At 71.5% G+C, this 24301-nt stretch carries 21 protein-coding genes; 16 read left to right on the top strand and 5 right to left on the bottom strand.

The features are described from left to right. Positions 1-19 precede the first annotated feature (19 nt). From MRBLMI12_RS08935 to MRBLMI12_RS08925, 3 genes are all read left to right on the top strand, one after another. On the top strand, positions 20-1285 hold the full coding sequence (locus MRBLMI12_RS08935) for a serine hydrolase domain-containing protein (protein WP_363355870.1): 1266 nt from the start codon (positions 20-22) through the stop codon (positions 1283-1285). Between the two features lie 62 nt (positions 1286-1347). Continuing rightward, positions 1348-2208, top strand: a complete 861-nt coding sequence (locus MRBLMI12_RS08930) for an EamA family transporter (protein ID WP_363355868.1) — start codon at positions 1348-1350, stop codon at positions 2206-2208. Between the two features lie 139 nt (positions 2209-2347). Beyond that, the gene (locus tag MRBLMI12_RS08925; protein ID WP_363355866.1) at positions 2348-3349 is read left to right on the top strand and encodes a Gfo/Idh/MocA family protein; all 1002 of its coding nucleotides are present in this window, start codon (positions 2348-2350) and stop codon (positions 3347-3349) included. A 3-nt stretch (positions 3350-3352) separates the two neighbouring features. Here MRBLMI12_RS08925 and MRBLMI12_RS08920 read toward each other — a convergent pair whose 3' ends face one another. Together MRBLMI12_RS08920 and MRBLMI12_RS08915 are read right to left on the bottom strand one after the other, a co-directional pair. Next, entirely contained in the window at positions 3353-4459 is a 1107-nt protein-coding gene (locus tag MRBLMI12_RS08920) for a substrate-binding domain-containing protein (RefSeq protein WP_363355864.1), read from the bottom strand. After that, positions 4456-6441 carry a heparinase II/III domain-containing protein gene (locus tag MRBLMI12_RS08915; RefSeq protein WP_363355862.1) on the bottom strand — a complete coding sequence of 662 codons (1986 nt, stop codon included), beginning with the start codon at positions 6439-6441 and terminating at the stop codon, positions 4456-4458. Before MRBLMI12_RS08915 ends, MRBLMI12_RS08920 begins: the two co-directional genes overlap by 4 nt. A gap of 198 nt (positions 6442-6639) precedes the next feature. Here MRBLMI12_RS08915 and MRBLMI12_RS08910 point away from each other — a divergent pair, with 198 nt between their 5' ends. The 13 genes from MRBLMI12_RS08910 to MRBLMI12_RS08850 all read left to right on the top strand — a co-directional run bounded on the left by MRBLMI12_RS08910 (position 6640) and on the right by MRBLMI12_RS08850 (position 21498). Continuing rightward, positions 6640-8757 (top strand): DUF2264 domain-containing protein, encoded by a 2118-nt coding sequence (locus MRBLMI12_RS08910; RefSeq protein ID WP_363355860.1) that lies wholly within the window; start codon positions 6640-6642, stop codon positions 8755-8757. 49 nt (positions 8758-8806) lie between these two features. Continuing rightward, positions 8807-10108 carry an ABC transporter substrate-binding protein gene (locus MRBLMI12_RS08905; protein ID WP_363355858.1) on the top strand — a complete coding sequence of 434 codons (1302 nt, stop codon included), beginning with the start codon at positions 8807-8809 and terminating at the stop codon, positions 10106-10108. A 187-nt stretch (positions 10109-10295) separates the two neighbouring features. Beyond that, positions 10296-11228 (top strand): carbohydrate ABC transporter permease, encoded by a 933-nt coding sequence (locus MRBLMI12_RS08900; protein WP_363355856.1) that lies wholly within the window; start codon positions 10296-10298, stop codon positions 11226-11228. Next, positions 11228-12181 carry a carbohydrate ABC transporter permease gene (locus tag MRBLMI12_RS08895; RefSeq protein WP_363355854.1) on the top strand — a complete coding sequence of 318 codons (954 nt, stop codon included), beginning with the start codon at positions 11228-11230 and terminating at the stop codon, positions 12179-12181. Before MRBLMI12_RS08900 ends, MRBLMI12_RS08895 begins: the two co-directional genes overlap by 1 nt. Before the next feature lie 4 nt (positions 12182-12185). Next, complete coding sequence (locus MRBLMI12_RS08890; RefSeq protein ID WP_363355852.1) at positions 12186-12905, top strand: ferredoxin-NADPH reductase; 720 nt, start codon at positions 12186-12188, stop codon at positions 12903-12905. Between the two features lie 49 nt (positions 12906-12954). Next, the gene (locus MRBLMI12_RS08885; RefSeq protein WP_363355850.1) at positions 12955-14157 is read left to right on the top strand and encodes a glycoside hydrolase family 88 protein; all 1203 of its coding nucleotides are present in this window, start codon (positions 12955-12957) and stop codon (positions 14155-14157) included. After that, positions 14154-15146: a fumarylacetoacetate hydrolase family protein gene (locus MRBLMI12_RS08880; RefSeq protein WP_363355847.1), complete on the top strand. Its 993-nt coding sequence runs from the start codon at positions 14154-14156 to the stop codon at positions 15144-15146. The genes MRBLMI12_RS08885 and MRBLMI12_RS08880 overlap by 4 nt, the downstream gene beginning before the upstream one ends. Next, complete coding sequence (gene kduD / locus MRBLMI12_RS08875; RefSeq protein ID WP_363355845.1) at positions 15143-15907, top strand: 2-dehydro-3-deoxy-D-gluconate 5-dehydrogenase KduD; 765 nt, start codon at positions 15143-15145, stop codon at positions 15905-15907. Before MRBLMI12_RS08880 ends, kduD begins: the two co-directional genes overlap by 4 nt. A 43-nt stretch (positions 15908-15950) precedes the next feature. Beyond that, entirely contained in the window at positions 15951-16796 is an 846-nt protein-coding gene (gene kduI, locus MRBLMI12_RS08870) for a 5-dehydro-4-deoxy-D-glucuronate isomerase (protein WP_363355843.1), read from the top strand. Between the two features lie 36 nt (positions 16797-16832). Next, complete coding sequence (locus tag MRBLMI12_RS08865) at positions 16833-17843, top strand: sugar kinase (protein WP_363357033.1); 1011 nt, start codon at positions 16833-16835, stop codon at positions 17841-17843. Between the two features lie 112 nt (positions 17844-17955). Next, positions 17956-18618 (top strand): bifunctional 4-hydroxy-2-oxoglutarate aldolase/2-dehydro-3-deoxy-phosphogluconate aldolase, encoded by a 663-nt coding sequence (locus tag MRBLMI12_RS08860; RefSeq protein WP_363355840.1) that lies wholly within the window; start codon positions 17956-17958, stop codon positions 18616-18618. Continuing rightward, positions 18615-20456, top strand: a complete 1842-nt coding sequence (locus tag MRBLMI12_RS08855) for a glycoside hydrolase family 35 protein (protein ID WP_363355838.1) — start codon at positions 18615-18617, stop codon at positions 20454-20456. Before MRBLMI12_RS08860 ends, MRBLMI12_RS08855 begins: the two co-directional genes overlap by 4 nt. A 142-nt stretch (positions 20457-20598) precedes the next feature. After that, complete coding sequence (locus MRBLMI12_RS08850) at positions 20599-21498, top strand: carbohydrate kinase family protein (RefSeq protein ID WP_363355836.1); 900 nt, start codon at positions 20599-20601, stop codon at positions 21496-21498. Here the strand turns inward: MRBLMI12_RS08850 and MRBLMI12_RS08845 are convergent. The 3 genes from MRBLMI12_RS08845 to MRBLMI12_RS08835 form a co-directional block, all read right to left on the bottom strand. Then, positions 21479-21904 (bottom strand): pyridoxamine 5'-phosphate oxidase family protein, encoded by a 426-nt coding sequence (locus MRBLMI12_RS08845; protein ID WP_363355834.1) that lies wholly within the window; start codon positions 21902-21904, stop codon positions 21479-21481. The genes MRBLMI12_RS08850 and MRBLMI12_RS08845 overlap by 20 nt on opposite strands. A gap of 78 nt (positions 21905-21982) precedes the next feature. Then, entirely contained in the window at positions 21983-22525 is a 543-nt protein-coding gene (locus tag MRBLMI12_RS08840) for a GrpB family protein (RefSeq protein ID WP_363355832.1), read from the bottom strand. Positions 22526-22781: 256 nt separating this feature from the next. Beyond that, a complete protein-coding gene (locus tag MRBLMI12_RS08835; protein WP_363355830.1) occupies positions 22782-24296 on the bottom strand; it encodes an HNH endonuclease signature motif containing protein in 1515 nt (504 codons plus the stop codon). Between the last annotated feature and the right edge of the window lie 5 nt (positions 24297-24301).

The following is a 24301-nucleotide window of genomic DNA, read 5'->3' as shown; positions in this document are numbered from 1 at the left end:
CGATCGTCGGGGGGTGAGAATGCGGACCCGGTCTACACGTCGCCGCGCCATCGCGGTCATCGCCGGCGCCATAGCGTCGGCACTGCTCCTGGCGGGCTGCTCCTTCGGCGGCGAGGTCGAGCCCGACCTGCCTCCGCAGGCGGCGGCCTCCCTGCCCGATGAGACGGTGCAGCGATTGACGGATGCCGTCACCCACGCGATGGGCACCACCGGGTCGTCGGGCGCCATCGTCGGCGTCTGGGCGCCCTGGAGCGGCACCTGGGTGGCGGGCCTCGGCACGCAGCGCCCCGACGGCGGCGGCGATGTGACCGCCGACCTGGTCTTCCGCGCCGGCAAGGTGACACGGGCCATGACCTGCGACGTGCTCTTCCAGGTCGCCGCCGACGGCAAGGTGAAGCTGAACGACAGCGTCACCCAGTACGTGTCGGGCGTCCCCGACCTCGCCGACATCACCCTGCTCGAGCTCTGCGACGGCACGTCGGGCATCGGCTCGTACGCGGGCCAGCTGTACTCGTCGTGGATCGCGAACCCTGCACGCGAGTGGGATCCGCGCTACCTCGCGAGCTTCGGTCTCGGACAGCCGCGCTCGGGCGAACCGGGTACGGCATACCGCGACTCCGATGCCGGCTACCTGCTGCTGGGCCTCGCGCTCGAACGGGCGACCGACATGACGGCGGCGCAGCTCATCCAGACCTACGTCGCCGATCCGCTCGGCCTCGACGCGACGGCCCTCGGCGACCTCCCCGCGGAGGGGGTGCTGAAGGGCGGGCAGTCCGTCAACACCCCCGAGGGTGCGCTCGACTGCGCGGCCCCGATCGACCTCACGGCCGCGTCCTCGAGCACCGGGTTCACCGATGCCGGCGCCGTCTCCGACATCGAGGATCTCGGCCGCTACGTGCAGGCGCTCGCCTCGGGCGCACTCGTGGCGGACGACGATCGTTTCGGCACTCCGGTGGCCGTCGCCGCTGACGGGCCGTCGTGGTACACCGCCGACGGCGGTGCGGTGATCGCCGGATCCCTCATCGGGCAGTACGGCAAGGTGCCCGGCTACATCACCGCCGCCTTCGCCGACGCGACGACAGGGCTGACGGTCGCCGTCGTGCTCAACAACTCCGCCGCCGACGCCGCGGTGGGCGAGTACCTCGCGTGGGAGCTCGCGGCGATCGCGTCGAAGGCGCCCGCGGCGGCCGGCGAGACGGTGCCCGAGGCAGGGCTGCCCTGGACGCCCGAGCAGTACCACGACGCCATCGCCGCCGCGGCGGTGTGCACGCCGCCGGCGGCGTAGTGGGGGCCCGAGCGAGCTCGGGAGGTGCGGGCGCCACCGGCGCGAGCGGGCCGGGCCGATCCGTGACGACGCCGGCCATCCTGCTGGTGGTCGCGGGCCTGGCGTGTCAGGAGGTCGGCGCGTCGATCGCGGTGCTGCTGTTCCCGCAGGTGGGGCCTCTCGGCATGGTGATGCTGCGGCTCGTCTTCTCGGCGATCGTGCTGCTGCTCATCGCGCGTCCCCGGGTGCGCGGACACTCCCGCGCCGACTGGACCGGGGTCGTCCTCTTCGGGCTCGTGCTCGCCCTGATGAACGGCCTGTTCTACCTGGCCCTCGAGCGTCTGCCCCTCGGCGTCACCGTGACCATCGAGGTGCTCGGTCCGCTCGTGCTGTCGATCGTGGCTGCGCGCCGGGCATCGGCGTGGCTGTGGGCGGTGCTCGCCCTCGTCGGCGTCGTGGCGCTGGGGGGAGGCGGCTGGGACCGCCTCGACCCGCTGGGCGTGGTGTTCGCGCTCGGCGCCGCGGGCAGCTGGGCGTTCTACATCCTGGCGTCGGCGCGCGTGGGCAGGGCCTTCCCCAGGCTCGACGGGCTCGCCCTGGCGATGACGGTCGGAGCGGTCATCGCGCTCCCGTTCGGTATCGCGGATGCCGGAGCCGCCCTCCTGCGCCCCGAGATCGTCGCGCTCGGCGCGGCGGTCGCCATCCTCTCGTCGACGATCCCGTACGCGTTCGAGCTGATCGCCCTCCGGCGCCTGCCGGCCGCCGTGTTCGCGATCCTGATGAGCCTCGCGCCCGCCACAGCAGCGCTCGCCGGCTTCATATTCCTCGGCCAACATATGACGTGGCTCGAGATCGCCGGCATCGGCCTCGTCATCGCTGCGAGCATCGGCGCGGTGCGCTCCTCGTCGCGCGCGGCCAGCGAAGCCGCAGAGCCGCTCGCCTGACGCGGAGAAGGTGCACGGCCCCGCCGCTACTGCTGCCGTCGGCCGTTGCCGGGGCTGTTGCGGGCCAGACGGGTGCGCGGGATGGATGCCGCGGCCGGTGTGCGACGGCGCGACCGGCGGGCTCGCTACGATCAGGGCCATGACTCAGGCGGACGACGCGGTGCAGACGAGATGGGCCGTGCTCGGCCCCGGGGCGATCAGCCGGGACTTCGTGGTGGGGCTGCGTGCCTCGCGGCACGGCGTGCTGCACGCGGTGGGCAGCTCGTCGGCCGAGCGGGCGGCGGCTTTCGCGGCGGAGCACGGGGCTGCGGCATCCGGAACATACGGCGAGATCCTGGCCCGCGAGGATGTCGACGCGGTCTACGTCGGAACCGTCCACACGACGCACGCCGATCTCGCGATCCGCGCGCTGGAGGCGGGCAAGGCCGTGCTGTGCGAGAAGCCCGCGAGCCCGACCCTCGATGAGGTCGAGCGCATCCTCGACACCGCCGGGCAGGCGCAGCGGCCGTTCCTCGAGGCCTTCAAGACGCGGTTCGGGCCATTCGCCGACGCCCTGCGCGACCTCGTGACAGGCGGCGAGCTGGGCGCGCTGCAGGGCGTCGAGGGCGCCTTCGGCTTCGCGGCGGGTGCGCACGAAGGCCGCCTGTTCGACCCGGCGCTCGCTGGCGGCGCGATCCTCGACGTGGGCTGCTATCCGCTCGCGCTCGCGATCGACCTCGCCGTCGCTGCCGGCGAGCCGATCGACGCGCCGGACTACCGCGCCTTCGAGGCCGAGCTGGTGGCGGGCGTGGACGGCACGGCATCCGCGGTGATCGCGTTCGGCGGCGTCACCGCCGCGATCGCCACGTCGGTGATCGAGGACCTGCCCGACACCGGCGTCCTGCGGTTCGCAGATGCCGAGGTCGTTCTCCCCAACGTCTGGGGCAGCAGGACCGAGAGCCCGTCGAGGCTCATCGTCCGGCGCGGCGGCGAGGAGCGGGTGATCGAGGTGCCGGTCGTGCAGCCGATGGCGGCCGAAGCCGACGCGCTGTCGCTGGCCATCGCCGAGGGCCGGCTCGAGGTGCCGGAGATGCCCTGGTCGCACACGCGTGCGGCCGCGCGGGTGCTGACGGACTGGCGCGCGGCGGCTCTCGCCGGCTGAACGTCAGGCCCCGCGCGGCGGGGCGGTCGAGCCGCGGACGTTCAGGGTGGGGTTCAGGACGACGCGGTGCACCGGGCGCGTCGGATCCTCGATGCGCCGCGCCAGCAGGTCCACCGCGGCACGCCCGACCGAGTTGCGGGGCGGGCTGACGGCGGTGAGCGCCGGGGTGAACAGCTCGGCGACCTCGTCGTCGTAGGCGACGACCGAAAGGTCGCCGGGCACCGAGATGCCGCGGTTGAGGGCGAGGTCGACGAACGCCATCGCCTCCGGGTCGGAGTGCACCAGGATCGCGGTCACCGAGTTCGCCAGCGCCGCATCGAGCGTCGCGTCGACGACCGCCGAGAAGTCGGGACTGGTGCGCGGCGGCAGGCTCGTCTCGAAGTGGTCCGAGGGCGTGAGGCCGAGCTCGAGACAGGCGGCCTGCCATCCGGCGGTGATCTTGCGCGACGTCGGGGAGTCGCGGGCGATGATGAGCCCGACGCGGCGGTGGCCCAGCGCGGCGAGGTGACGCGCGGCGAGCACCGCGCCGAGCGCATGGTCGGTCGTGACGTTCTCGACGGGGCTGCCTTCGGGCAGCACCACCGCATCGCGCTCGACGAGCACGTTGGGCACGCCGCACTCGGCGAGCCACTGCACGACGTCCTGGGCGTGCGGGGTGTCGGTGTTCGGCGCGACCACGAGCCCGCGGACGCCGTCGGCGTGCACGAGCCGCTCGAGCACCGGGCGCTCGTCCTGCAGCTCGTACGACGCGCCGCGCAGCACGACGCGCAGCCCGTGGCGGGTGGCCTCGGTCTCGGCGCCGCGAACGACGCTCGGCCAGTAGAAGCTCAGCGACGGGACGAGCATCGCGATCGACCCGGTGCGGGCCACCGAGAGCGGATGACCCGGCTCGACGTCGTCGAAGACGCCGGCGGCCGGAACTGCGCCGCCGTGCACACGCACGAGCAGCCCTTCGCGCTCCATCTGCGCAAGATCCCGGCGGAGGGTGACGGGGGCGACGCCCAGTTCGTCCATCAGCTGCGCGACCCGCACGGCGCCGTCGCGCTCGAGCGTCGCCAGCACATGCGCGCGCCGCTCTGCGGCCAGCAGTGCCGGTGTCTGGTCCGTCATCGGGCGTCCTCCGCGTTCGTCAGGTCCAGTTCTACCGTGACGGCGACGCTGTCGCGCGCCGTCACGTCCAGATCCAGCCGGGTGAGTCGCGCGCCCCACACGCTCGAGAGCAAAGGGTCGTCGAGCTCACGCACGACGAGTGACGCCGCGATGCCCTCCGGCCACGAGATGCGTACCGGAGTGGCCCCGTCGAGCGGGGTGACGACGACGGTCGATGCGTCCTGGCGCACGTCGCCGGCCAGCAGCATCCGCACCTGCGTGGGCGTGTCGTGGTGCTCGTCGGTCGCCGGCTCAGCCACCGGTTCCTGGGTCCAGGAGTCCTCGACGACCACGCGGCGGGTCGCGCGCTCGAGGCGCACCGACCGCCTCCACGGCGCCGCGCCGGGGTATGCGCCGGAGAGATCGAGTGCGAACGCCGCCGCCGCGTCGTCGGCGAGCGAGACCTCCACATCGGATGCTGCCAACGCGGCGCCTGGGCTCTGCTCGAGGCCGCCGATCACGGGCACGTTGTGCCACCCGCTCTGCATCGTCCAGATGTCGTAACGGCCGGGGCCGAACGTCTGCAGCGTGTACGTCGGACGACCGGCGTCGACGATCACGGGCACGCCGTCGGAGACGACGACGAACGAGCCGACGTCGTTGTGGTTGTGGTGCTCGCCGTTGTGTCCGCCCTTGACGGCGACGGTGAGTCCGCGGCTCGTGCCGCCGATCTCGCGGGCGAGCATCACCTCGGTCGAGGGCAGCCACACCTCGCGCGGGAACGGCGACGTCGCCTCGGCCGCGTCGACCCACGCCGGGTCGGTGATGCCGCGCAGCAGCCGGCCGAAGCCCTCGTGCTCGGTGGCCGCCGGGGTGCCGGCAGTGCGGTGCGACGCGGCGTGGGCGGCGGCATCCGCATCCTGCGCATTCCGTGCCGCGCGATGCAGAGCGTGCCACGGCTGCGCCGCCGAGACGCGCGCCTGCCCGTCGGCGAGGTTGAGGTACCAGTCGCCGCCGAGGTGCATGCGGTGGGGGAACGCGACCGTCTCGCGCAGTGCCGGGATGCCCGAGGCGTCGAGCACTCCCCCGGTCGCGTGGCGCACGAGGTCGAGCGCCTCGAGGGCGCGGCACGCGCCGTTCCACCAGTACGCGTAGCCCTCGTCGATCGCGCCGTCGGCCGGGAGCACCGAGACGTACCGGTCGATGCCCTCGATCGCGAGCGCCACGATGGCCGCGCGCTCGTCGGCCTCGGCGGGGGCGTCGAGCAGACGCAGCGCGGCGAGCAGCACGTTGCCGTGGATCCACGGGTTCCAGTTGTGCACGTCGCCGTCGAGCCCGAGCCAGTGCCAGTCGCGGCGCCGGGTGAACGGCTCGAACACGCGCACGCGCGCCTCGTGCCGGATGCGGGAGCGGATGCCGGGGTACCGGGCTTCGAGACGTTCGCCGAGGAGCTGGTCCACCCAGGTGAGCAGCGCGACCGCCTCGCCTGCGCCGAGGTCGAGGTACGGCTCGGTGACCGTCGGCAGCACCGAGCCCCGTTCGCGGAACGCGTCGTCGTGAGCAGGCCAGCACCAGGAGCTCTGCTCGCAGATGAGCCACACGCCGTCGAGGACGTCGGCGAGCCAGGCGGCGCCGACTTCGCCATCGTCGGCATGATGCGCGGCGGCGACCGCCGCGCGGGCGAGGCGCCGCTGCCTCTCGAACACGATGCTCTCCCAGCCCTCGCGGTCGCCGTCGTCGTGCAGGCGCGCGGCGGACGTCGCCAGCGGCACGGGCCAGGCGGTGGATCGGTCGGCGGCCGCTCGTGCGAGCACGTCGCGGACCGCGGCCGGGTCGGCGGTGCCCCGCGGGCCCCAGACGCCCCGGTCGTCCGAGGCCGCTACCGGGAGCGCATGATCGGGCGACGCGAGAAGGGTGGCGAGCGCGGCCGGGAAGCCGGCGGCGTCGACGCCCGCCTGCTGTTCGTAGACCGCGGCCAGCGCGCCCCGGAAACTCGCGGTCATCTGGGTCCTCCTCGTTGATTCACCATGGTGGGGGTGCACTGTGCGGTCACGGTCGGTTCGCACTGCCAAACCGATCACAAACGATCATAACGAATCTCAAACAGTCTTGCAATGAACGAATCGGGTTGATACAGTCCCAAACGTTCGCTTTCCGCTGACCCCCACAGCGGTGAGAAGAAGGCATCGAGGGAGATCCCAGTGACGGTCCAGCAGCCCACCAGGTCGGCGCACAACGCGACGGGTTCCGACTGGGCTCTGCGCGAGTGGACGCGCGACGAGTGGCTCGCCTACGCGGACCGCCTGCTCGACACCGCCCGCACGCACGCGTCGTCCGGTGCCGGCCGCATCCACTTCCCCGGTGCCGAGGGGGGCTACGGCCGCGCGGTCGACGGGCTCGAAGGCTTCGCCCGCACGTTCCTCCTCGCCGGGTTCCGCATCGCCGGCGCCCGCGGCGAGGGCACCGAGGAGCTCGCCGACTTCTACCGCCGTGGCATCGTCACGGGCGTCGACCCGGACGCCGAGGACCGCTGGGTGCGCCTGGACGAGCACGCACAGGCCAAGGTCGAGGCCGCGTCGCTGGCACTCGTGCTCGACATGACGCGTCCGTGGATCTGGGACCGCCTCGACGCCCTCACGCAGGAGCGCGTCATCGACTACCTCGCACCGGTCGTGGGCGACGCCACCTACCCGAAGACCAACTGGCTGTGGTTCCGCGTCGTCGTGCAGACGTTCCTGCGCTCGGTCGGCGGCCCCTGGTCGGCCGAGGACATCGCCGACGACCTGGCGCTGCACGACGTGCTGGTGCGCGAGGACGGCTGGATCTCGGATGGCTTCGAGCGCTCGTACGACCACTACGTCGGCTGGGCGCTGCACACGTACCCCGTGTTGTGGTCGCGGATGCAGGGCGCCGGCGAGCTCGCCGGCGGGCGCACCGCGGGCGACATCGTGCGGCTCGACCGCTTCCTGCAGGATGCCGTGGCCCTCGTCGGCGCCGACGGCTCGCCGCTCGTGCAGGGCCGCAGCCTCATCTACCGCTTCGCGGCCGCCGCGCCGTTCTGGGTCGGCGCGATCGCAGAGGTGCCGTCCGTCCCGCTCGGGCAGCTGCGCCGTGCCGCCAACGCCGTCGTCGCGCACTTCGCCGAGCGCACGGTGCCCGGCGAGGACGGCGTCCTCACCATGGGCTGGCACCACGAGTGGCGCGAGCTCGCGCAGTCGTACTCGGGCCCCGGTTCGCCGTACTGGGCGGTCAAGGGCCTGCTCGGCATCTCGCTTCCCGCCGACCACCCGGTTTGGACAGCCTCGAGCGAGCCGCTGCCGATCGAGGCCGGCGATGAGCTGCGCGCCGTGCGCCCGGCGGGCTGGGTGATCTCGGGCACGCGCGCTGACGGCATCGTCCGCATCGCGAACCACGGCACCGACCATGCCGCCGCGGGCAGCCTCGTCGGCGACTCGCCGCTGTACGCCCGCATCGGCTACTCGACCGCCGCCGGTCCCCTGGCGAACCAGCGCGCGTGGGAGGAGCCGCTCGAGCAGTCGGTCGCCCTCGTCGACGCGGCGGGTCGCGCCACGCACCGCGCTGCGATGGACCTGATCGACGTGCGCGTGCAGGACGACGAGGGCGGCCGCCTCGGCATCGCCGCCTCGGTCTCGCGCGCCCACTGGATCGCCCTGCGCCCTTCGGCACAGCGCCACGGATCGGGCATCGACGGCGACGTCGAGGCGGCGGGCGTCGTCGAGGTGCACTCGCTCGTCCGCGGTCCGTGGGAGGTGCGCCTCGCGCGCGTCGACTCCCTCGCGCCCGGCATCGATGCCTCGTCGCTGCACCTCCGCGTGGGCGGCTGGGCCCTGGCGGCCGACGAAGCGCCCCGGTCCTCAATTGAGGAGCTGCGCCGGGATGCGGACGGAAACGCCGAGTCCCGCTCCTCATCTCGGCTCTCGTCCTCAATCGAGGACGGCAAAGTGGTCGGGCAGGAGACCGCGGATGCCGCGGCCTCGGTCATCGCGAACGGCCTGAGCTCCAGCATCCGTCCCCTTCTCGGCGACGGCGCGACGAGCATCGAGTCGCGCGAGGACGCCAGCCCGCTGGGACCCGTCGCCGCGGTGCCGGTCGCGGCCTACCCGGTTCAGGTCGGTGCGTGGAGCGCCACGCTCGTCGAGCTCACCACCGAAGACCTCGCATCGCCCGCCGATGCGGCGACGACCGTCGCCTTCGCGGCCGACGGCGATCAGACCACCGTCACGGTCACCTGGCCGGACGGGACGGCGACCACGAGTCGCCTCGCACACCCCGGAACAGCGTCCGTCGCGAACCGGTAACCCGATGGGCCCGAGGACGGGTCCGCAATCACAAAGGAGTACCCCCAGTATGAAGCGCTCATACGCTGCCGCGGCCGGCATCGCCGTGGTCGCCACGCTCGCTCTCGCCGGATGCAGCGGCGGTGGCGAGGAAGCCGCGCCCGAGGAGTCGGGTCCGGTCACGCTCTCGCTCTCGGGTTGGAGCCTCGACACGACGCCGGAGTTCCAGGCGCTCGCCGACGCGTTCCACGAGGAGAACCCCGACGTCACGGTCGAGCTCAAGGGCTACGACGCGGCCGAGTACAACACCCTCCTGACCGCCGACCTCGCCGCCGGCACAGGCCCCGACATCATCACGCAGAAGGAGGTCAAGTTCGTCCCGACGTTCGTCGAGGGCGGCCAGCTCCTCGACGTGTCGGACGTCGAACTGCCCGACGACATCAGCGGCGCGCAGTCGTACGAGGTCGACGGCACCGCCTACGCGGTGCCCTACCGCAACGACTCGTGGGTCCTGTACTACAACAAGGCGCTGTTCGACCAGGCCGGCGTCGAGTACCCCGACGGCTCGTGGACGTGGGACGACTACAGCGACGCCGCGGCCGCGCTGACCGAGGGCCTCGCCGCCGCCGGCGGCACCGCCAAGGGCACGTACTTGCACAACTGGCAGTCGACCGTCCAGGGCTTCGCGAACGCGCAGTCCGACGGCGACATCCTCCAGGGCGAGTACGAGTACATGGAGCCGTTCTACGACAACGTGCTCGCGCTCCAGGACGGCGGCGACCAGGTCGACTTCAACACCGCCAAGGCGAACCAGCTCACCTACCAGGGCGAGTTCGGCAAGCAGAACGCGGCCATGATGCCCATGGGCACGTGGTTCGTCGCGACCCTCATCGCCCAGCAGGCCTCGGGCGACGCGGACGACTTCGAGTGGGGCATCGCGCCCATCCCGCAGGTCGACTCGGACACCGCCGGTCTCGACAACACCCCGGTGACCTTCGGCGACCCGACCGGCTTCGGCATCAACGCCGGCATCGACGAGACCAAGGTCGCGGCCGCGAAGAAGTTCCTCGCGTTCGCGGCGGGTGAAGAGGGCGCCCAGATCCTCGCGCAGATCGGCATCACGCCGGCCCTGCTGACCGACGCGGTCGTCGAGACCTACTTCTCGGTCGAGGGTGCTCCCACCGACGACCTGTCGAAGTTCGCCTACTCGACGCACGAGGTGTACCCCGAGAACCCGACGTCCAACAAGGCGGCCGCGATCCAGGGCATCCTCAGCGACATGCACACGGCGATCATGTCGGGTTCGACGTCCGTGTCGGACGCCATCACGGAGGCGCAGGACCGCGTCGCCAACGAGGTCGGCACCGACTGAGCCGCGGCTCGTCCCACCCGTTCCAGCACGCCCCCGGCAGGCTCGCGGACTCGTCCCCGAGCCTGCCGGAAGGCCCCCGATCCGCGGCGCCCGAGGCGCCGGCAACGGATCACCGGTGACCGGCCCGCTCCCCCGCGGGCGGGCCGGCCACCGCACCCCGCTTTCTCATCGCACCTGGAGGTCCGCCATGGCGACCATCACCGCCACAGAGGCCGGCATCGCGCCGCCGCCCGTGCGCCGCCGGCGCTCGAGGCTGCGGCTGCGCAACACCCTCATCGGGTGGAGCTTCATCCTTCCCAACTTCGTCGGCTTCGGCCTGCTGACGCTGGTCCCCATCGTCGTGCTGTTCTACATGTCGTTCACGAACTGGAACGTCTTCGGCACCGCGAACTGGGTCGGCCTCGACAACTACCAGCGCCTCATCGGCGACGGCAGCTTCCGCATCTCCGTCGTCAACACCCTCTACTACTCGGCGCTGCACATCCCGCTGACGATCCTCGTCTCGCTGGGCCTCGCGCTCCTGCTCAACAACAAGCTCCGCGGCGTCGCGTTCTTCCGCACCGCCGCGTTCTTCCCGTACATCACCTCGATCGTCGCGATCGCCGTGGTGTGGAACCTGCTCTTCAGCCCCGAGTACGGCCCGATCAACGAGTTCCTCCGGTTCATCGGCATCCAGAACCCTCCCGGCTGGCTCACCTCGCCCGAGTGGGCGATGCCCGCCGTCGTCATCGTCGGCACCTGGCGTGACATGGGCTACTACATGATCCTGTTCCTCGCGGGGCTGCAGACCGTGCCGCGCGAGCTGCACGAAGCGGCGCGCGTCGACGGCGCCAACGTGTGGCAGCGGTTCGTCAACGTGACGCTTCCGTGCCTGCGTCCCACCATGTTCTTCGTCACCGTGATGCTGACGATCAACTCGTTCAAGATCTTCGACCTGATCCTCGTCATGACCGACGGCGGACCCGGTCAGTCCACCCTCGTGATGTCGCAGTTCATCTACCGCAAGGGCTTCGAAGAGAGCCAGTTCGGCTACGCGTCGGCCGCCTCGGTGGCGCTGTTCTTCATGTGCATCATCGTCACGATCGTGCAGTTCCTCTGGAACAAGAAGCGGAGCAGCTGATGGCCGAGCAGATCAAGGATGCCGACCTCCTGGTCGCCGACTACACCGCGCCCTCCAGCGCGCGTCGCGGCCTGCGCAAGCTCGCCGAGGAGACCCCGGAACCGCCCGTCGCCACCGAGAAGCTGACCCCGGGTCGCCGGGTGGCGCGGATCGCGATGTACATCGGCCTCGTCATCTTCGCGATCGGGCTGCTGACGCCGTTCGTGTGGATGGTGCTGAGCTCGTTCAAGTCGTCCAACGAGGTGTTCTCGGTGCCGGTGCAGTGGCTCCCCGAGACGTGGGTGTGGCAGAACTACGTCGACATCTGGTCCGAGTCGAACATGCTCGTCTGGATCCGCAACACGCTGTTCCTCGCCGTCGTGGTGACGTTCCTGCAGGTGCTCACCGGCTCGTTCGCCGCCTACGGCTTCGCGCGCATGCGCTTCCGCGGTCGCGACGTGCTGTTCCTGCTGTACGTCGGCACGATCGCCGTGCCGTGGCAGTCGTACATGATCCCGCAGTTCATCCTGCTGTCGAACCTCAAGGTGTCGAACACCCTCTGGGCGATCATCCTGCTGCAGGCCTTCGGTGCGTTCGGCGTGTTCCTGATGAAGCAGTTCTACGAGACGATCCCCGAGGAGCTCTCCGAGGCGGCGCGACTGGACGGCCTCAGCGAGTACGCGATCTGGCGCAAGATCATGCTGCCGCTGTCGATCCCGGCGCTCGCCTCGCTGACGCTGCTGACGTTCGTCAACACCTGGAACGACTACCTCGGACCGCTCATCTATCTGCGCGACCCGAACCTCTGGACCATCCAGCTGGGACTCAAGGGCTTCGTCTCGAACCTGTACGACACGAACTACGCGCTGCTGTTCGCGGGCCTCACGATCTCGGTCATCCCGATCGCGATCATCTTCCTGCTCGGCCAGAAGTACTTCGTCGAGGGCATCGCGACGAGCGGGCTGAAGGGCTGACACCGTGAACAAGCCCAGCCTCCTCAGCCGGCTCAACGGCCTCGTCTCGCACGAGACGTGGGCGTCCCTCATCGGGATGATCTACCTCGCCCTGATCGTGAACCTCCTGCTGGTCGTCGCGTGCCTGCCGATGGTGGTGCTGCTGGTCACCACCGACCCGGCCTACTCGTGGCCGCTGCTCGCCGTGGCCGCGCCCCTCGCGGCGCCCGGCATCGCGGCCGCGTTCCGCGCGTTCCGCGAGCACGACAGTGCACGCACGGGTGCGGGCCTCGGCCCGATCCGCGCATTCTTCGCGGGCCTCCGCGAAACGTGGCGCCGTGCGCTGCTGATCGGCGCGGCCGTCACAGCGGTCATCGTCGTGCTCCTCGTGGACGTGCGGATGCTGTCGAACACGGCCGCCGCCGTGATCACGGTGCCGCTCCTCGGCGTGCTGGCGCTCGTCGCGATCGCGGCGGGGCTCGTGGCCCTGGTGGCGATCGCCGAGGTGCCGGCCGCGCGTCTGCGCGACGTGGTGCGCGCGAGCCTGTACCTGAGCCTGCGGCGCTGGTACCTCACGGCGGTCTCGCTCGCCGCCCTGGCCGCCCAGGTCGCCGTGTTCGCCACCGCGCCGGCGCTGGGACTCGGGCTCACGGCATCCGCGGCCCTCTTCTTCGCGTGGACCAACTCGCGCTACACGCTCCGCCCCGTACTCGATATCGACGAGAAGGCGACCGCGCAGGCCTGAGGCCCGCGGCATCCGTCCTCCACTCGCACTTCAGAAGGATTCCCTCCCCATGACGTCCACCTCGCCCGCTCCGGGCACCAGAGCCACGCCCGCCGATCAGCGCATCGCGGCCGACGACGCGATCACCGCCGCGCTGTCGACGATCCGCCGCAACATCGCGACCTTCGGGGGCGCGTACCCCGACGACACCACGGTGGACGACCGCTACGAGGTGCGCCCCGCCGAGGGCGGCATCCCGCTCGGCGGCAACCGCGGGTGGACCACCAGCTTCCGCACCGGCATGCTGTGGCTCGCGTGGGAGTTCACCGGCGAGGCGGCCTACCGCGACGCCGCACTGGTCGACACGGCCGACTTCGAGCGGCGCGTGCGCGCCGAGGAGGACCTCGACACGCACGACCTCGGCTTCCTCTACACGCTGTCGACCGTCGCCGCGTGGCGCCTGGTCGACGACGAGGACGCCCGGCAGGCGTCCCTGCTGGCCGCCGACCACCTGATGCGCCGCTTCCTCGAGCCCGCGGGCATCATCCAGGCGTGGGGCGACCTCTCCGACCCAGCGCAGCGCGGCCGCACCATCATCGACAGCCTCATGAATATGCCGCTGCTGACATGGGCGCACGAGCAGACCGGCGAGGAGCGGTTCGCCGACGCCGTCGCGCGGCACACCGCCCAGCTGCGCGAGCACATCCTGCGCGAGGACGACTCGACGTTCCACACGTTCTACTGGGATGCCACCACCGGCGAGCCGCTGCGCGGCGCGACCGAGCAGGGCGCGTTCGACGAGTCGTGCTGGGCCCGCGGCCAGGCGTGGGGCATCTACGGCTTCGCGATGAACTACGCGGTGACCGGCGACGAGCGCCTGCTCGACGCGTCCCGTCGCTGCACCGAGTACTTCCTGCGGCACCTTCCCGCCGACGAGGTGCCGTTCTGGGACCTCGTGTACACCGACGGCAGCGACGCCCCGCGCGACAGCTCCGCCGCCGCGATCGCGGTGTGCGGTCTGCTCGAGCTCGCCAAGGTCGAGACGGATGCCGCCCGCGCGGCCGAGTGGACTGCGCGCGCGCATGCGATGCTCGCGTCGCTCATCGCGAACTACACGCCCGCGACGCCCGAGGACTCCGACGCGCTCATCCTGCACTCGGTGTACGACCTGCCGAAGCGCAACGGCGTCGACGAGGGCACCCTCTGGGGCGACTACTTCTACCTCGAGGCGCTGATGCGCGTGGCGCGCCCCACATGGAGGAAGTACTGGTGAGGCTCGTCACGTACATCGGCCCCGACGGCGGGGCGCGACCGGCGGCAGTGGTCGCCGGTGCCGAGGGCGACCGGGTGCTCGACCTCGGCGATCTCGCCGGCTCGGTCGAGGACCTGCTGTCGGATGCCGCAGCCCTGGCCACTGCGGGCGAGAGGGCGGCCGCCGACCCGTCGCACCTGCCGGCGTTCGATCCTGCGGCGCTCGTCGCCCCGGTGACGCCGGGCAAGATCCTGTGCCTCGGCTACAACTACCGGGGCCACGTGCCGGACGGCGTCGATCCGACCGCGAACGACCCCGACTACCCCGACGTGTTCGTGAAGACCCCGAACACGCTGGCCGGCCCCAACGAAGCCGTCGTGATCCCGCCGGGGGCGACGGACGTCGACTACGAGGGCGAGGTGGCGGTCGTCATCGGCCGGCGCGCGCAGCGCGTGTCGCTCGAGGATGCGCTCGACCACGTCGGCGGGTACACGATCCTCAACGACGTGTCGGACCGCGCGTGGCAGCGGCGGCAGAGCCAGTGGGCGCTCGGCAAGTGCTCGGACGGCTTCGCACCGCTCGGCCCGTGGGTCGTGACACCCGACGAGGTGCCCGACCCGCAGGACCTCCTGGTCGAGGTCGTCCGCGACGGCGTCGTCACCGTGTCGCAGTCCACGTCGACGACGATCTTCAGTGTGGCGTACGTCATCCATCACCTCAGCCAGGTGCTGACGCTGGAACCGGGCGATATCGTCTCGACCGGGACCCCGCAGAAGCTGCCCGCCGCCCAGGACGCGCACCACCCGCTCGCCGACGGCGACGCGGTCACGGTTCGCATCTCCGGCATCGGCGAGCTCACCACCCGATTCACCGTCGATGCCGCGGTCGTTGAGCGAGCGAAGCGAGACGAAACGCGCTCGACATCCGCGCAGGGCTCAGGCGTGTCGTCTCTGCGTTTCGACTCGCAAGCTCTCTCAACGACCGGTGCCCACACAGGAGACAACTCATGATCCTCGATTCGTTCCGCCTCGACGGCAAGGTCGCTCTGGTCACCGGCTCGAGCCGCGGCCTCGGTCAGGGCGCAGCAGTCGCCCTCGCCGAAGCCGGCGCCGATATCGCCCTGCTCGACCGCGGCGACGCCGCTGCCACCGCGGAGCTCGTCGCCGCGACCGGCCGCCGCGTCCACCGCATCCAGCGGGACCTCGTCTCGGCGACGCCCGACGAGCTCGCCTCGGCGGTCGACGAGGTGATCGCCGAACTGGGCGGACTCGACATCCTGGTCAACAATGCCGGCACCATCCGCCGGGCCCCCGCCGCCGAGTACCCGCTCGGCGACTGGGACGACGTGCTCGCGGTCAACCTCGACGCCGTGTTCCACCTGTCGCAGGCGGCGGGGCGCCACATGCTGGCTCAGGGGAGCGGCCGCATCATCAACGTCGCGTCGATGCTGTCGTTCCAGGGCGGCATTCTCGTTCCGGCATACACCGCGTCCAAGCACGCCGTCGCGGGTCTCACGAAGGCTCTTGCGAACGAGTGGGCCGCCGCCGGCGTCACGGTCAACGCCGTGGCCCCCGGTTACATGGCGACCGACAACACCGCGCCGCTGCGTGCCGACGAGGACCGCGCCGCATCGATCCTCTCGCGCATCCCGGCCGGACGCTGGGGCGAGGCATCCGATCTGCAGGGCGTGTTCGTGTTCCTCGCCTCGGACGCCGCCGCGTACCTGACCGGCACCGTCATCCCCGTCGACGGCGGCTGGCTCGTCCGCTGACCACTCCCCCGCCACACGACTTCACGCACACCAGGAGAGAACCGTGACCCAGACGCACATCCCGCAGCGCTACGCGACCAACCCCGCCCAGATCCCGGGCATGACCACGCAGGACCTGCGCGACACGTACCTCATCCCCGACGTCTTCGTGCCGGGCGAGGTCCGCCTCACGTACACGCACCACGACCGCATCGTGCTGGGCGGCGCCGTGCCCGCCGGCGGCGTGCTCGAGCTCGGCGGCTACCCCGAGATCCGCAGCGACTACTTCCTCGAGCACCGCGAGGTCGGCATCATCAACGTCGGCGGCACCGGCACGGTCACCGCCGACGGCGAGGTCTACACGCTCGTCAAGGGCGCCTGCCTGTACCTCGGCCGCGGCATCCGCTCCGTGTCGTTCGCTGACGCGGATGGCGAGCAGGGCGCGCAGTTCTACCTCTTCTCGGCCCCCGCGCACACCGCCTACCCGGCCGCGCTCGTCTCGCCCGGCGAGGGCACTGTGCGCGAGCTCGGCGACCAGCTCACGTCGAACCGCCGCACGCTCAACCAGTACATCCACGAGAACGGCGTCAAGAGCTGCCAGATCGTCATGGGCGTGACCGAGCTGCACCCGGGCTCCATGTGGAACACCATGCCCGCCCACACGCACGACCGTCGCACCGAGTGCTACCTGTACTTCGACCTGCCGGAGGACGCCCGCGTCATCCACCTGATGGGCGAGCGCGAAGAGACGCGTCACCTCGTCGTCGCCGACCGTCAGGCCGTCATCTCGCCGTCCTGGTCGCTGCACTCGGGGGTCGGCACGTCGTCGTACACGTTCATCTGGGCGATGGCGGGCGAGAACCAGGCCTTCGACGACATGGACGCCGCGCCCGTCACCGACCTGCGCTGACGGATGCCTCGGCCTGACTACGCTGGGGCGGTGCCCATGACCCTGCTCGCGATCGGCGAGACGATGGCGATGGTCACGCCGGTCGTCGCGACGCCCGTGACGGAAGCTGACGCGTTCCTGCTCGACGCGGGCGGCGCGGAGTCCAACGTCGCCGCCCACGTGGCCGCGCTCGGCCACCGCGCCGTGTGGTTCAGCCGCCTGGGCGACGACGCGCTCGGCCACCGCATCGCGCGGCAGCTCACCGCCCGCGGTGTCGACGTCTCGCGGGTGGTTTTCGACGGCGCCCATCCGACCGGGCTGTACGTGAAGGATCCCGGCAACGGCGTCCTCTACTACCGCCGGGGCTCCGCCGCCGCCCACCTGAGCGACGCCGACGCCGATGCGGTCGCGTTCGACGGCGTCGACCTGCTGCACGTGTCGGGCATCACGGCCGCGATCTCGGCATCCGCGTCGTCCTTCCTCGCCCGTGTCATCGCACGCGCACGCGAGAACGGCGTGCAAGTGTCGTTCGACGTCAACCACCGCGCGCCGCTGTGGGATGCCGCCACCGCCGCCCCGGTGCTGCTCGAGCTGGCCCGCCGCGCCGACATCGTGCTCGTCGGCCGCGACGAGGCCGAGACGCTGTGGGGCACGGCCACCGCCGCCGACGTGCGCGCGCTGCTGCCGGAGGTCGCCGAGCTCATCGTCAAGGACGGCGACGTCGGCGCCACCGCGTTCGTCGGCGCCGACGAGGTGTTCGAGCCGGCTCTGGTCGTCGAGGTCGTCGAGCCGGTCGGCGCCGGCGACGCGTTCGCCGGCGGCTACCTCGCCGGCCACCTCTCGGGTGACGCGGTGCCCGACCGGCTGCGTGCCGGGCACGCGCGCGCCGCGCGCACCCTGCAGACCACCACCGACTCGATCGACGAGCCCGCCGAGCCCGCCGAGCCCGCCGAGCCCGCCGAGCCCGCCGTGCCCGCCGTGCCCGCCGTGCCCGCCGTGCCCGCCGTGCCCGCCGTGCCCGCCGTGCCCGCCGTGCCCGCCCCGCTTCCCGGCAGCACGACGCCATGACGGGTTTGGGGCGCACCACGAGCGTTCGGGGCGCGCGCCGTACGCCCCGAACGCGCGCGAAGCGCCCCAAACCCGCGAAGATGACTGAACGCGACACACGAAGGACCCACGCATGACTTCCCAGCCCTCTTCATCGACGAGCAGCACGGATGCCGCGGCGCACGCCGAATGGTTCGAGACGGCGTTCGCCGGGGCGCCGCTCATGGCGATCCTGCGCGGCATGGGCGTCGAGCGCTCTGTGCGCCTGTCGCAGACGGCATGGGACCTCGGCATCGACGCCGTCGAGGTGCCGCTGCAGACCGACGAGGACGAGCGCGCGCTGCGCGAGGTCGTCACCCTGGCCGCCGCCCGCGGCAAGAGCGTCGGCGCGGGCACCATCATCACCCCCGCCCAGGTGGCGCTGGCAGCTGACGCCGGCGCGGCGTACCTGGTCTCGCCCGGGCTCGACCCGCTCGTGGTGCGGGCGGCGCAGGATGCCGGCATCCCGATCCTTCCCGGAGTCGCGACCCCCAGCGAGGTCCAGCTCGCGGTCTCGCTCGGGCTCACCTGGCTCAAGGCGTTCCCGGCGACGTGGCTCGGCAGCGGCTGGTTCAAGCACATCCGCGGCCCGTTCCCGCACGTGCGGTTCGTCGCGACCGGTGGACTGGACGCGTCGAACGTCGAGGAGTTCCTCGACGCCGGCGTCCGGGTTGCGGCGGTCGGCTCCGCCCTCGAAGACGCATCACAGCTCGAGCGCCTCGCCGAGGTGCTCCGCACCCGCACGGCCGCCCGATGACGGCGGCTGCCGCGCGCTCGTTCGCGATCGGCGAGACCGACTTCCTCCTCGACGGGGAGCCGTTCCGGGTGCTCGCGGGAGCCCTGCACTACTTCCGCGTGCACCCCGGCCAGTGGGCCGACCGCATCCGCAAGGCGCGTCTCATGGGTCTCAATACCATCGAGACATATGTCGCCTGGAACGCCCACGAGCCCGTGCGCGGCGAGTGGGAAGCGACGGGGTGGAACGACCTCGGCGCCTTCCTCGACCTCGTCGCGGCGGAGGGGATGCACGCGATCGTGCGACCCGGGCCTTACATATGCGCCGAATGGCATAATGGTGGTCTGCCGGTGTGGCTGACCGGCCTCGAGGGCGTGGGACTCCGCCGGTCCGAGCCGCTCTACCTCGCCGAGGTGACCGCCTACCTGCAGCGGGTGTACGACATCGTCGCCCCGCGCCAGATCGACCGCGGCGGGCCGGTCGTGCTCGTCCAGATCGAGAACGAGTACGGCGCGTACGGCGACGACACCGCGTACCTCGAGCATCTCGTGCGCGTGACGAAGGATGCCGGCATCACGGTGCCGCTGACGACGATCGACCAGCCGACCGACCAGATGCTGAGCGACGGCAGCGTCGCGGGCGTACACCTCACCGGCTCGTTCGGCTCGCGCGCCGAGGAGCGTCTCGCCACCCTGCGGCGGCACCAGCCCACCGGACCCCTCATGTGCGCGGAGTTCTGGGACGGCTGGTTCGACTGGTGGGGCAATGCCCACCACACGACGCCTGCTACGGCGACGGCCGCCGAGCTGGACACCCTCCTCGCGGCCGGGGCATCCGTGAACTTCTACATGTTCCACGGCGGCACGAACTTCGGCCTCACCAACGGTGCGAACGACAAGGGCAGGTACCTGCCCATCGTGACCTCGTACGACTACGACGCGCCGCTCGACGAGCGGGGCGACCCGACCGACAAGTACTTCGCCTTCCGCGACGTCATCGCCAGGTACGCTCCGGTGCCCGACGAGGTGCCGGAGGTCAGTGGTCCCGCTCCCGTGTTCGACGTGGCGCTCACGGCTGTCGCGGTGCCGGTCGAGGTGGCCGGGCCTGCGGCGCCCGCTGAGACGGCCGGGCCTGCGGCGCCTGCTGAGACGGCCGGGCCTGCGGCGCCTGCTGAGACGGCCGGGTCGCGTCACGAGACTCCGCCGACCTTCGAGGAGCTCGGGCACCTCAGCGCCCTCGTGTCCTATGAGGCGGAGCTGCCTGAGGGTCACGGTGGCGTCCTGCGCTTCGGCGAGGTGCGCGACCACGCCTGGGTGTCTGTCGACGGCGTAGCCGTGGGCACGCTTTCTCGTACGCGCCACGAGGACGCCCTCGTCGTTCCTGGTGGACGCCGAGTACGAGTGCTCGTCGAAGAGCAGGGGCGCGTCAACTACGACGCGCGTCTGGGTGAGTCCAAGGGGCTCATCGGACCAGTGAGCATCGGTGGTGTGCCGGTGACCGGCTGGACCGCGACTCCCATCGACGTCGCAGCGCTGGGCGCGGCGGTGGCGGATGCAGCCAGCTCGCCCGTGGACGCGGCCGGATCGACGGTGGCTCCCTTCCTGCTGCGCGGTTCGTTCTCGCTCGAGGCTCCCGCCGACCTGTTCCTCGATACCGCGGGGTGGGGCAAGGGCTACGCGCTCGTGAACGGCTTCCTCCTCGGCCGGTACTGGAGCAGCGGCCCGCAGCGGACGCTGTACGTGCCGGCTGCCGCGCTGCAGGCGGGGGAGAACTCCGTGGTCGTGATCGAGCTGGATCGCGTCGCCGACGGCGTCGCCCGCTTCGTCGCCGAGCCGGAGCTCGGGCCGCGGGAGGAGTAGCCCAGAGGCCGGCTTTCCCGTCGAGCGCCTGGCCGCCGCGCGGGAGCAGCTGACCCCGCATCGCGTCTAAGGACAGGCGGCGACACCGTCGGCCGGGTGCCCGCACCGTGGGGGAGTGCGCGTGGGCTGGTTGACTGGGCGGATGCCTCTCGCCGCTGACGCCCGGGTCGCCGTGTGCGGTCCCGCCTCCTGGAACCACGTGATCCTCCTCGATCGGCTGCCGGATCCGGTGCCGCACATGCAGTTCGCGCGGGGTGACCTGCAGACGGTGGGCGGCACCTCGGCGGGCAAGGCCCTGCATCTCGCGGACCTCGGCGTCGACGTGACGCTGCACGCATTTCTGGGCGCCGACGAGGAGGGCGGTCGAGTGTCGGAGGCACTGGAGACAGCGGGAGTGCGCGTCGAGGCGTATGGGTCCGAGCACACGGAACGGCACGCGAACCTGATGACACCGGCGGGCGAGCGGGTCAGCCTCTACCTCGCGACGCCGAGTGCGGCATCCGTCGACGCCCTCGAGCGCATCGGAGCCGCTGTGGCCGCCGCCGATGTCGCTGTCGTCGACCTGAGCGCAGCGGGGGTTGCCATCGTCGAGAGGCGGCTCGCCGGCGCCGCAGGCGCCCCCATCTGGACTGACCTGCACGATTACGACGGGTCAGCGGAGTTCCACGAGCCGTTCCTGCGCGCGGCCGACGTCGTGTTCATGAACGACGATGCGACGGACGACCCCTGGGCGCTGATGCGGAGCTGCCTCGACTGGGGGCCGCGACTCGCCGTCTGCACGCGGGGTGCGCGCGGTGCGGTAGCGCTCGCCGCATCGGGGGAGCGCGCCACCGTGGCTGCGCAGCCGGTCACGGTCGTCGATACGAACGGCGCGGGCGACGCGTTCTTCGCCGGCTTCCTGGCGGCGTCACTCGCCGGGGCGGATCTGGACGGATGCCTGGATTCCGGCGCCCGCCAGGCGGTCGTCGCCCTGTCATCCGAGCACCTTCACCCGGCCGTCGTCGGGAGCGAAGACGGGGGCGTCACCATCGCGCTTCGGTGACGACTGCCGGCCGTGCCGAGGCGTCGTAGACCCGGACCCAGTCCGGCCGCACGACGACGACGGCGAAGCCCTGGTCGAGGGCGCGTGAGCCTGGGAACTGCTCGTTGTATGCGGCACCGTGGAATTCGCGCGACGTGTCCGAGGCGATGGTGGCGACACCCTCGACCTGCACGGTCACGTCGCCATCCGTGCCGGTGACGACAGCAACACGGCCGTTCTCGCGCAGGTTGTGCATCTTGCGGGAGTCGTCGGAGGCATCGAAGATCAGCGTTCCGTCGTCGAGTGCCGCCATCCCGACCAGTGCCGCTTCCGGCGCGCCGGAGGGCGCGACGGTGGCCACGACTGCGCGGCCCTGCGCGCGGACGAAGGCGGCGAATGCGGCGGTGTCGCGGGGGTCGAAGGTCACCGGTTCACAGTAACGGCAGTCCCCGGTCGCGCGGAGCGGAGCGGTGGGCCGCGACGTCGGCTCGGTCAGCCGGGTAGCTCAGCTGCCCGTGTTGATTGCGAGGATCGCCCACTTCTCGGCGTCGGTGAGGTCGGACAGGGCCAGCACCTCTTGGAGCACGGGCGACTTGAGGGCGAGGTATCGTCCGATGTCCATCGCCGGGTCGCGGGCGAGTTCTGTCTTGATGGCGCCATAGCGATCGCGGAGATCTGGTCGGGCGCGGAGGATCCTGCGTACCGCGAGGTGGTTGCGCAGGTGCAGCGTACCGTCGATGCAGACGTAGACGTTCCGCCGCGGATCGTCGTCGGGTGCGGCCATCGACTCCCGGTCGGCGACGCCGAGGTCGCCCCGATGCGTGTAGCCCGCGGCGACGAGCGCCGTGATCGCCGCCGGGAGATCCGCACGTCGCACGACGACATCGATGTCGATGACGGGCTTGGCGGCCAGTCCCGGCACCGATGTCGAGCCGACATGCTCGATCGAGAGGATCGGAACATCCGCCAGCGCTCGCCTGAGGTCCGCAGCCACACGCGCGAACTGCTCCGGCCACTCCCTCGAGTAGGGAACGACGGTGACAGCCATGCCACAAGCTTCGCACCCCGATTCGCGGGCAGCGTGCGCCGACATCACCCCGCACCGTTTGCCTCGCCGGATGCCCACGACGCCACCACACCCGGTGCTGCCCGGGGTGGGGTCGGCGCGTGCAGCGCCACCACCTCGCGCCCGCTCTCGTGCCGGGTGTGGCTCCGCCGCACCCAGCGCCTCACGCCCGCTTCCGGCGCAGGCGGGAGCGGCAGCGCCGGCACCTCACGCCTGTGCCCGTGCCCGTCCCAGACCCTCATGCGGCGCCGAAGCGTCGCGGCGACTTCGACTGCAGCCGGACCGGATCACCGATCTCGCCAGTCAGCGGGTCGGGAGGCGGATGCAGCCAGTACGTGTCGGCCGAACTGGCGGGATCCCGATGGCGCGTGATGCGCCATCGCTGGTTGTGCAGGCGCAGGTGGCAGTTGCGGCACAGGGGAACGCCGTCGTCGACATCGGTGCGGCCGTGGTGATCCCACCAATGGTCGATGTGGTGATACTCGCATTGAGAGATCGGCGCGCTGCACGACGGCCAGACGCACCCGCCGTCGCGGGCAGCGATCGCGATCCGCTGCTTGCGGCTGAACAGCCGCAGCTCGCGGCCGACATCGAGCGGCCGACCGTCGGGGTCCCAGATCACCGGGATCGCGCCGGCATCGCAGAGACGCGCCTCGACGACCCCGCCGGGCACGGCGTGCCCACCGTCCTCCAGATGACCGACGCCGGTCACCCGCGCGTCTCCGCGCTCGTCGATGGCCGTGATCGCCGCCGACTCGACGAGGATACGCACACCTGGCTGCCGGTCGCCGAATGCCTGTTGAGGGTCGGCGTCGGCACCGGTGCGGAGCACCGCGATGATCGTGTCGTACTGCAGCTGCTCGTTCGTCCGATCGTCGGCTTCGGCCTCGCGCGTCTTCTCGACGGCATCCGAGCCGACGAAGCGTGGCCCACGCCGTGGTCGCAGTGCGGCTTGGAGGAGCGAATCGACCCATGCACCCGCGTCGTCGTCGAAGAGGATGTGGGCGTGGCGCTGGCCGCTCTCATCGATCCACCGACGGAAGGATCGGGCGGCGAACCGCTCCTCGAACCGCAGCGTCACTCCGACGGGATCGAGTCGGTCGCGGGCGATGCGTGCCTGGATGCGGAGGTCTTCGACCGGCAGCGTCGTCGCCTCGTCGAGCAGCAGACGCACCGCCCGGGACCACGCCTGGGGCAGGAAGTCGGCGTCCAGCTCGGGATAGCGATCGACGGGCGGCTCGCCGAGACCGGAGCGGATCGCGTGGAACTGCGCCTGCGAGAGCGCGCCCGCCGCCAGGGCATCGCGAACGAGTCTCAGCCACTCGGGCGCCGCCGGCGTCGGCGGCTGTTCAGCGACTTCCCGACGCGAGGCATCCGTCCCGGGTGTGGTGGGTTCGAACGAAGAAGGAATGGTGGGCGCGAGCTCTTGCCCGGCCTGCACCGCGCGGGTGACGTCGCCGCGACCGAGGCCGGTGATCTGCTGAACCAGCGCCGTCCCGGTGCGCAGCCCCTTGCGCTGCGCGAGTCCGCCGTATCCGCGGTCGCGTGTTGATCGGCGGGACACCTCCGCCGAGGCGCTCGCGACGACGAGCTCCAGGGCCTTGCGAGCCTCGGTCGTGTCGGTGAGCAGCTCCAGCAGTTCTTCGTCTTCCAGCCTCTCGACCCCGGTTCCGCCCGCGCCGAGTCGCTGTGCGACGCGGGCGACGGCATCCGTCAGCCGCATCGCCGGAGGCGACGACACCGAAGAACTCATGGAAC

Source organism: Microbacterium sp. LMI12-1-1.1 (assembly GCF_040676455.1).
In the GTDB taxonomy this organism is placed as follows: Bacteria; Actinomycetota; Actinomycetes; order Actinomycetales; family Microbacteriaceae; genus Microbacterium.
This window is presented reverse-complemented; position numbering and strand designations above follow the sequence as displayed.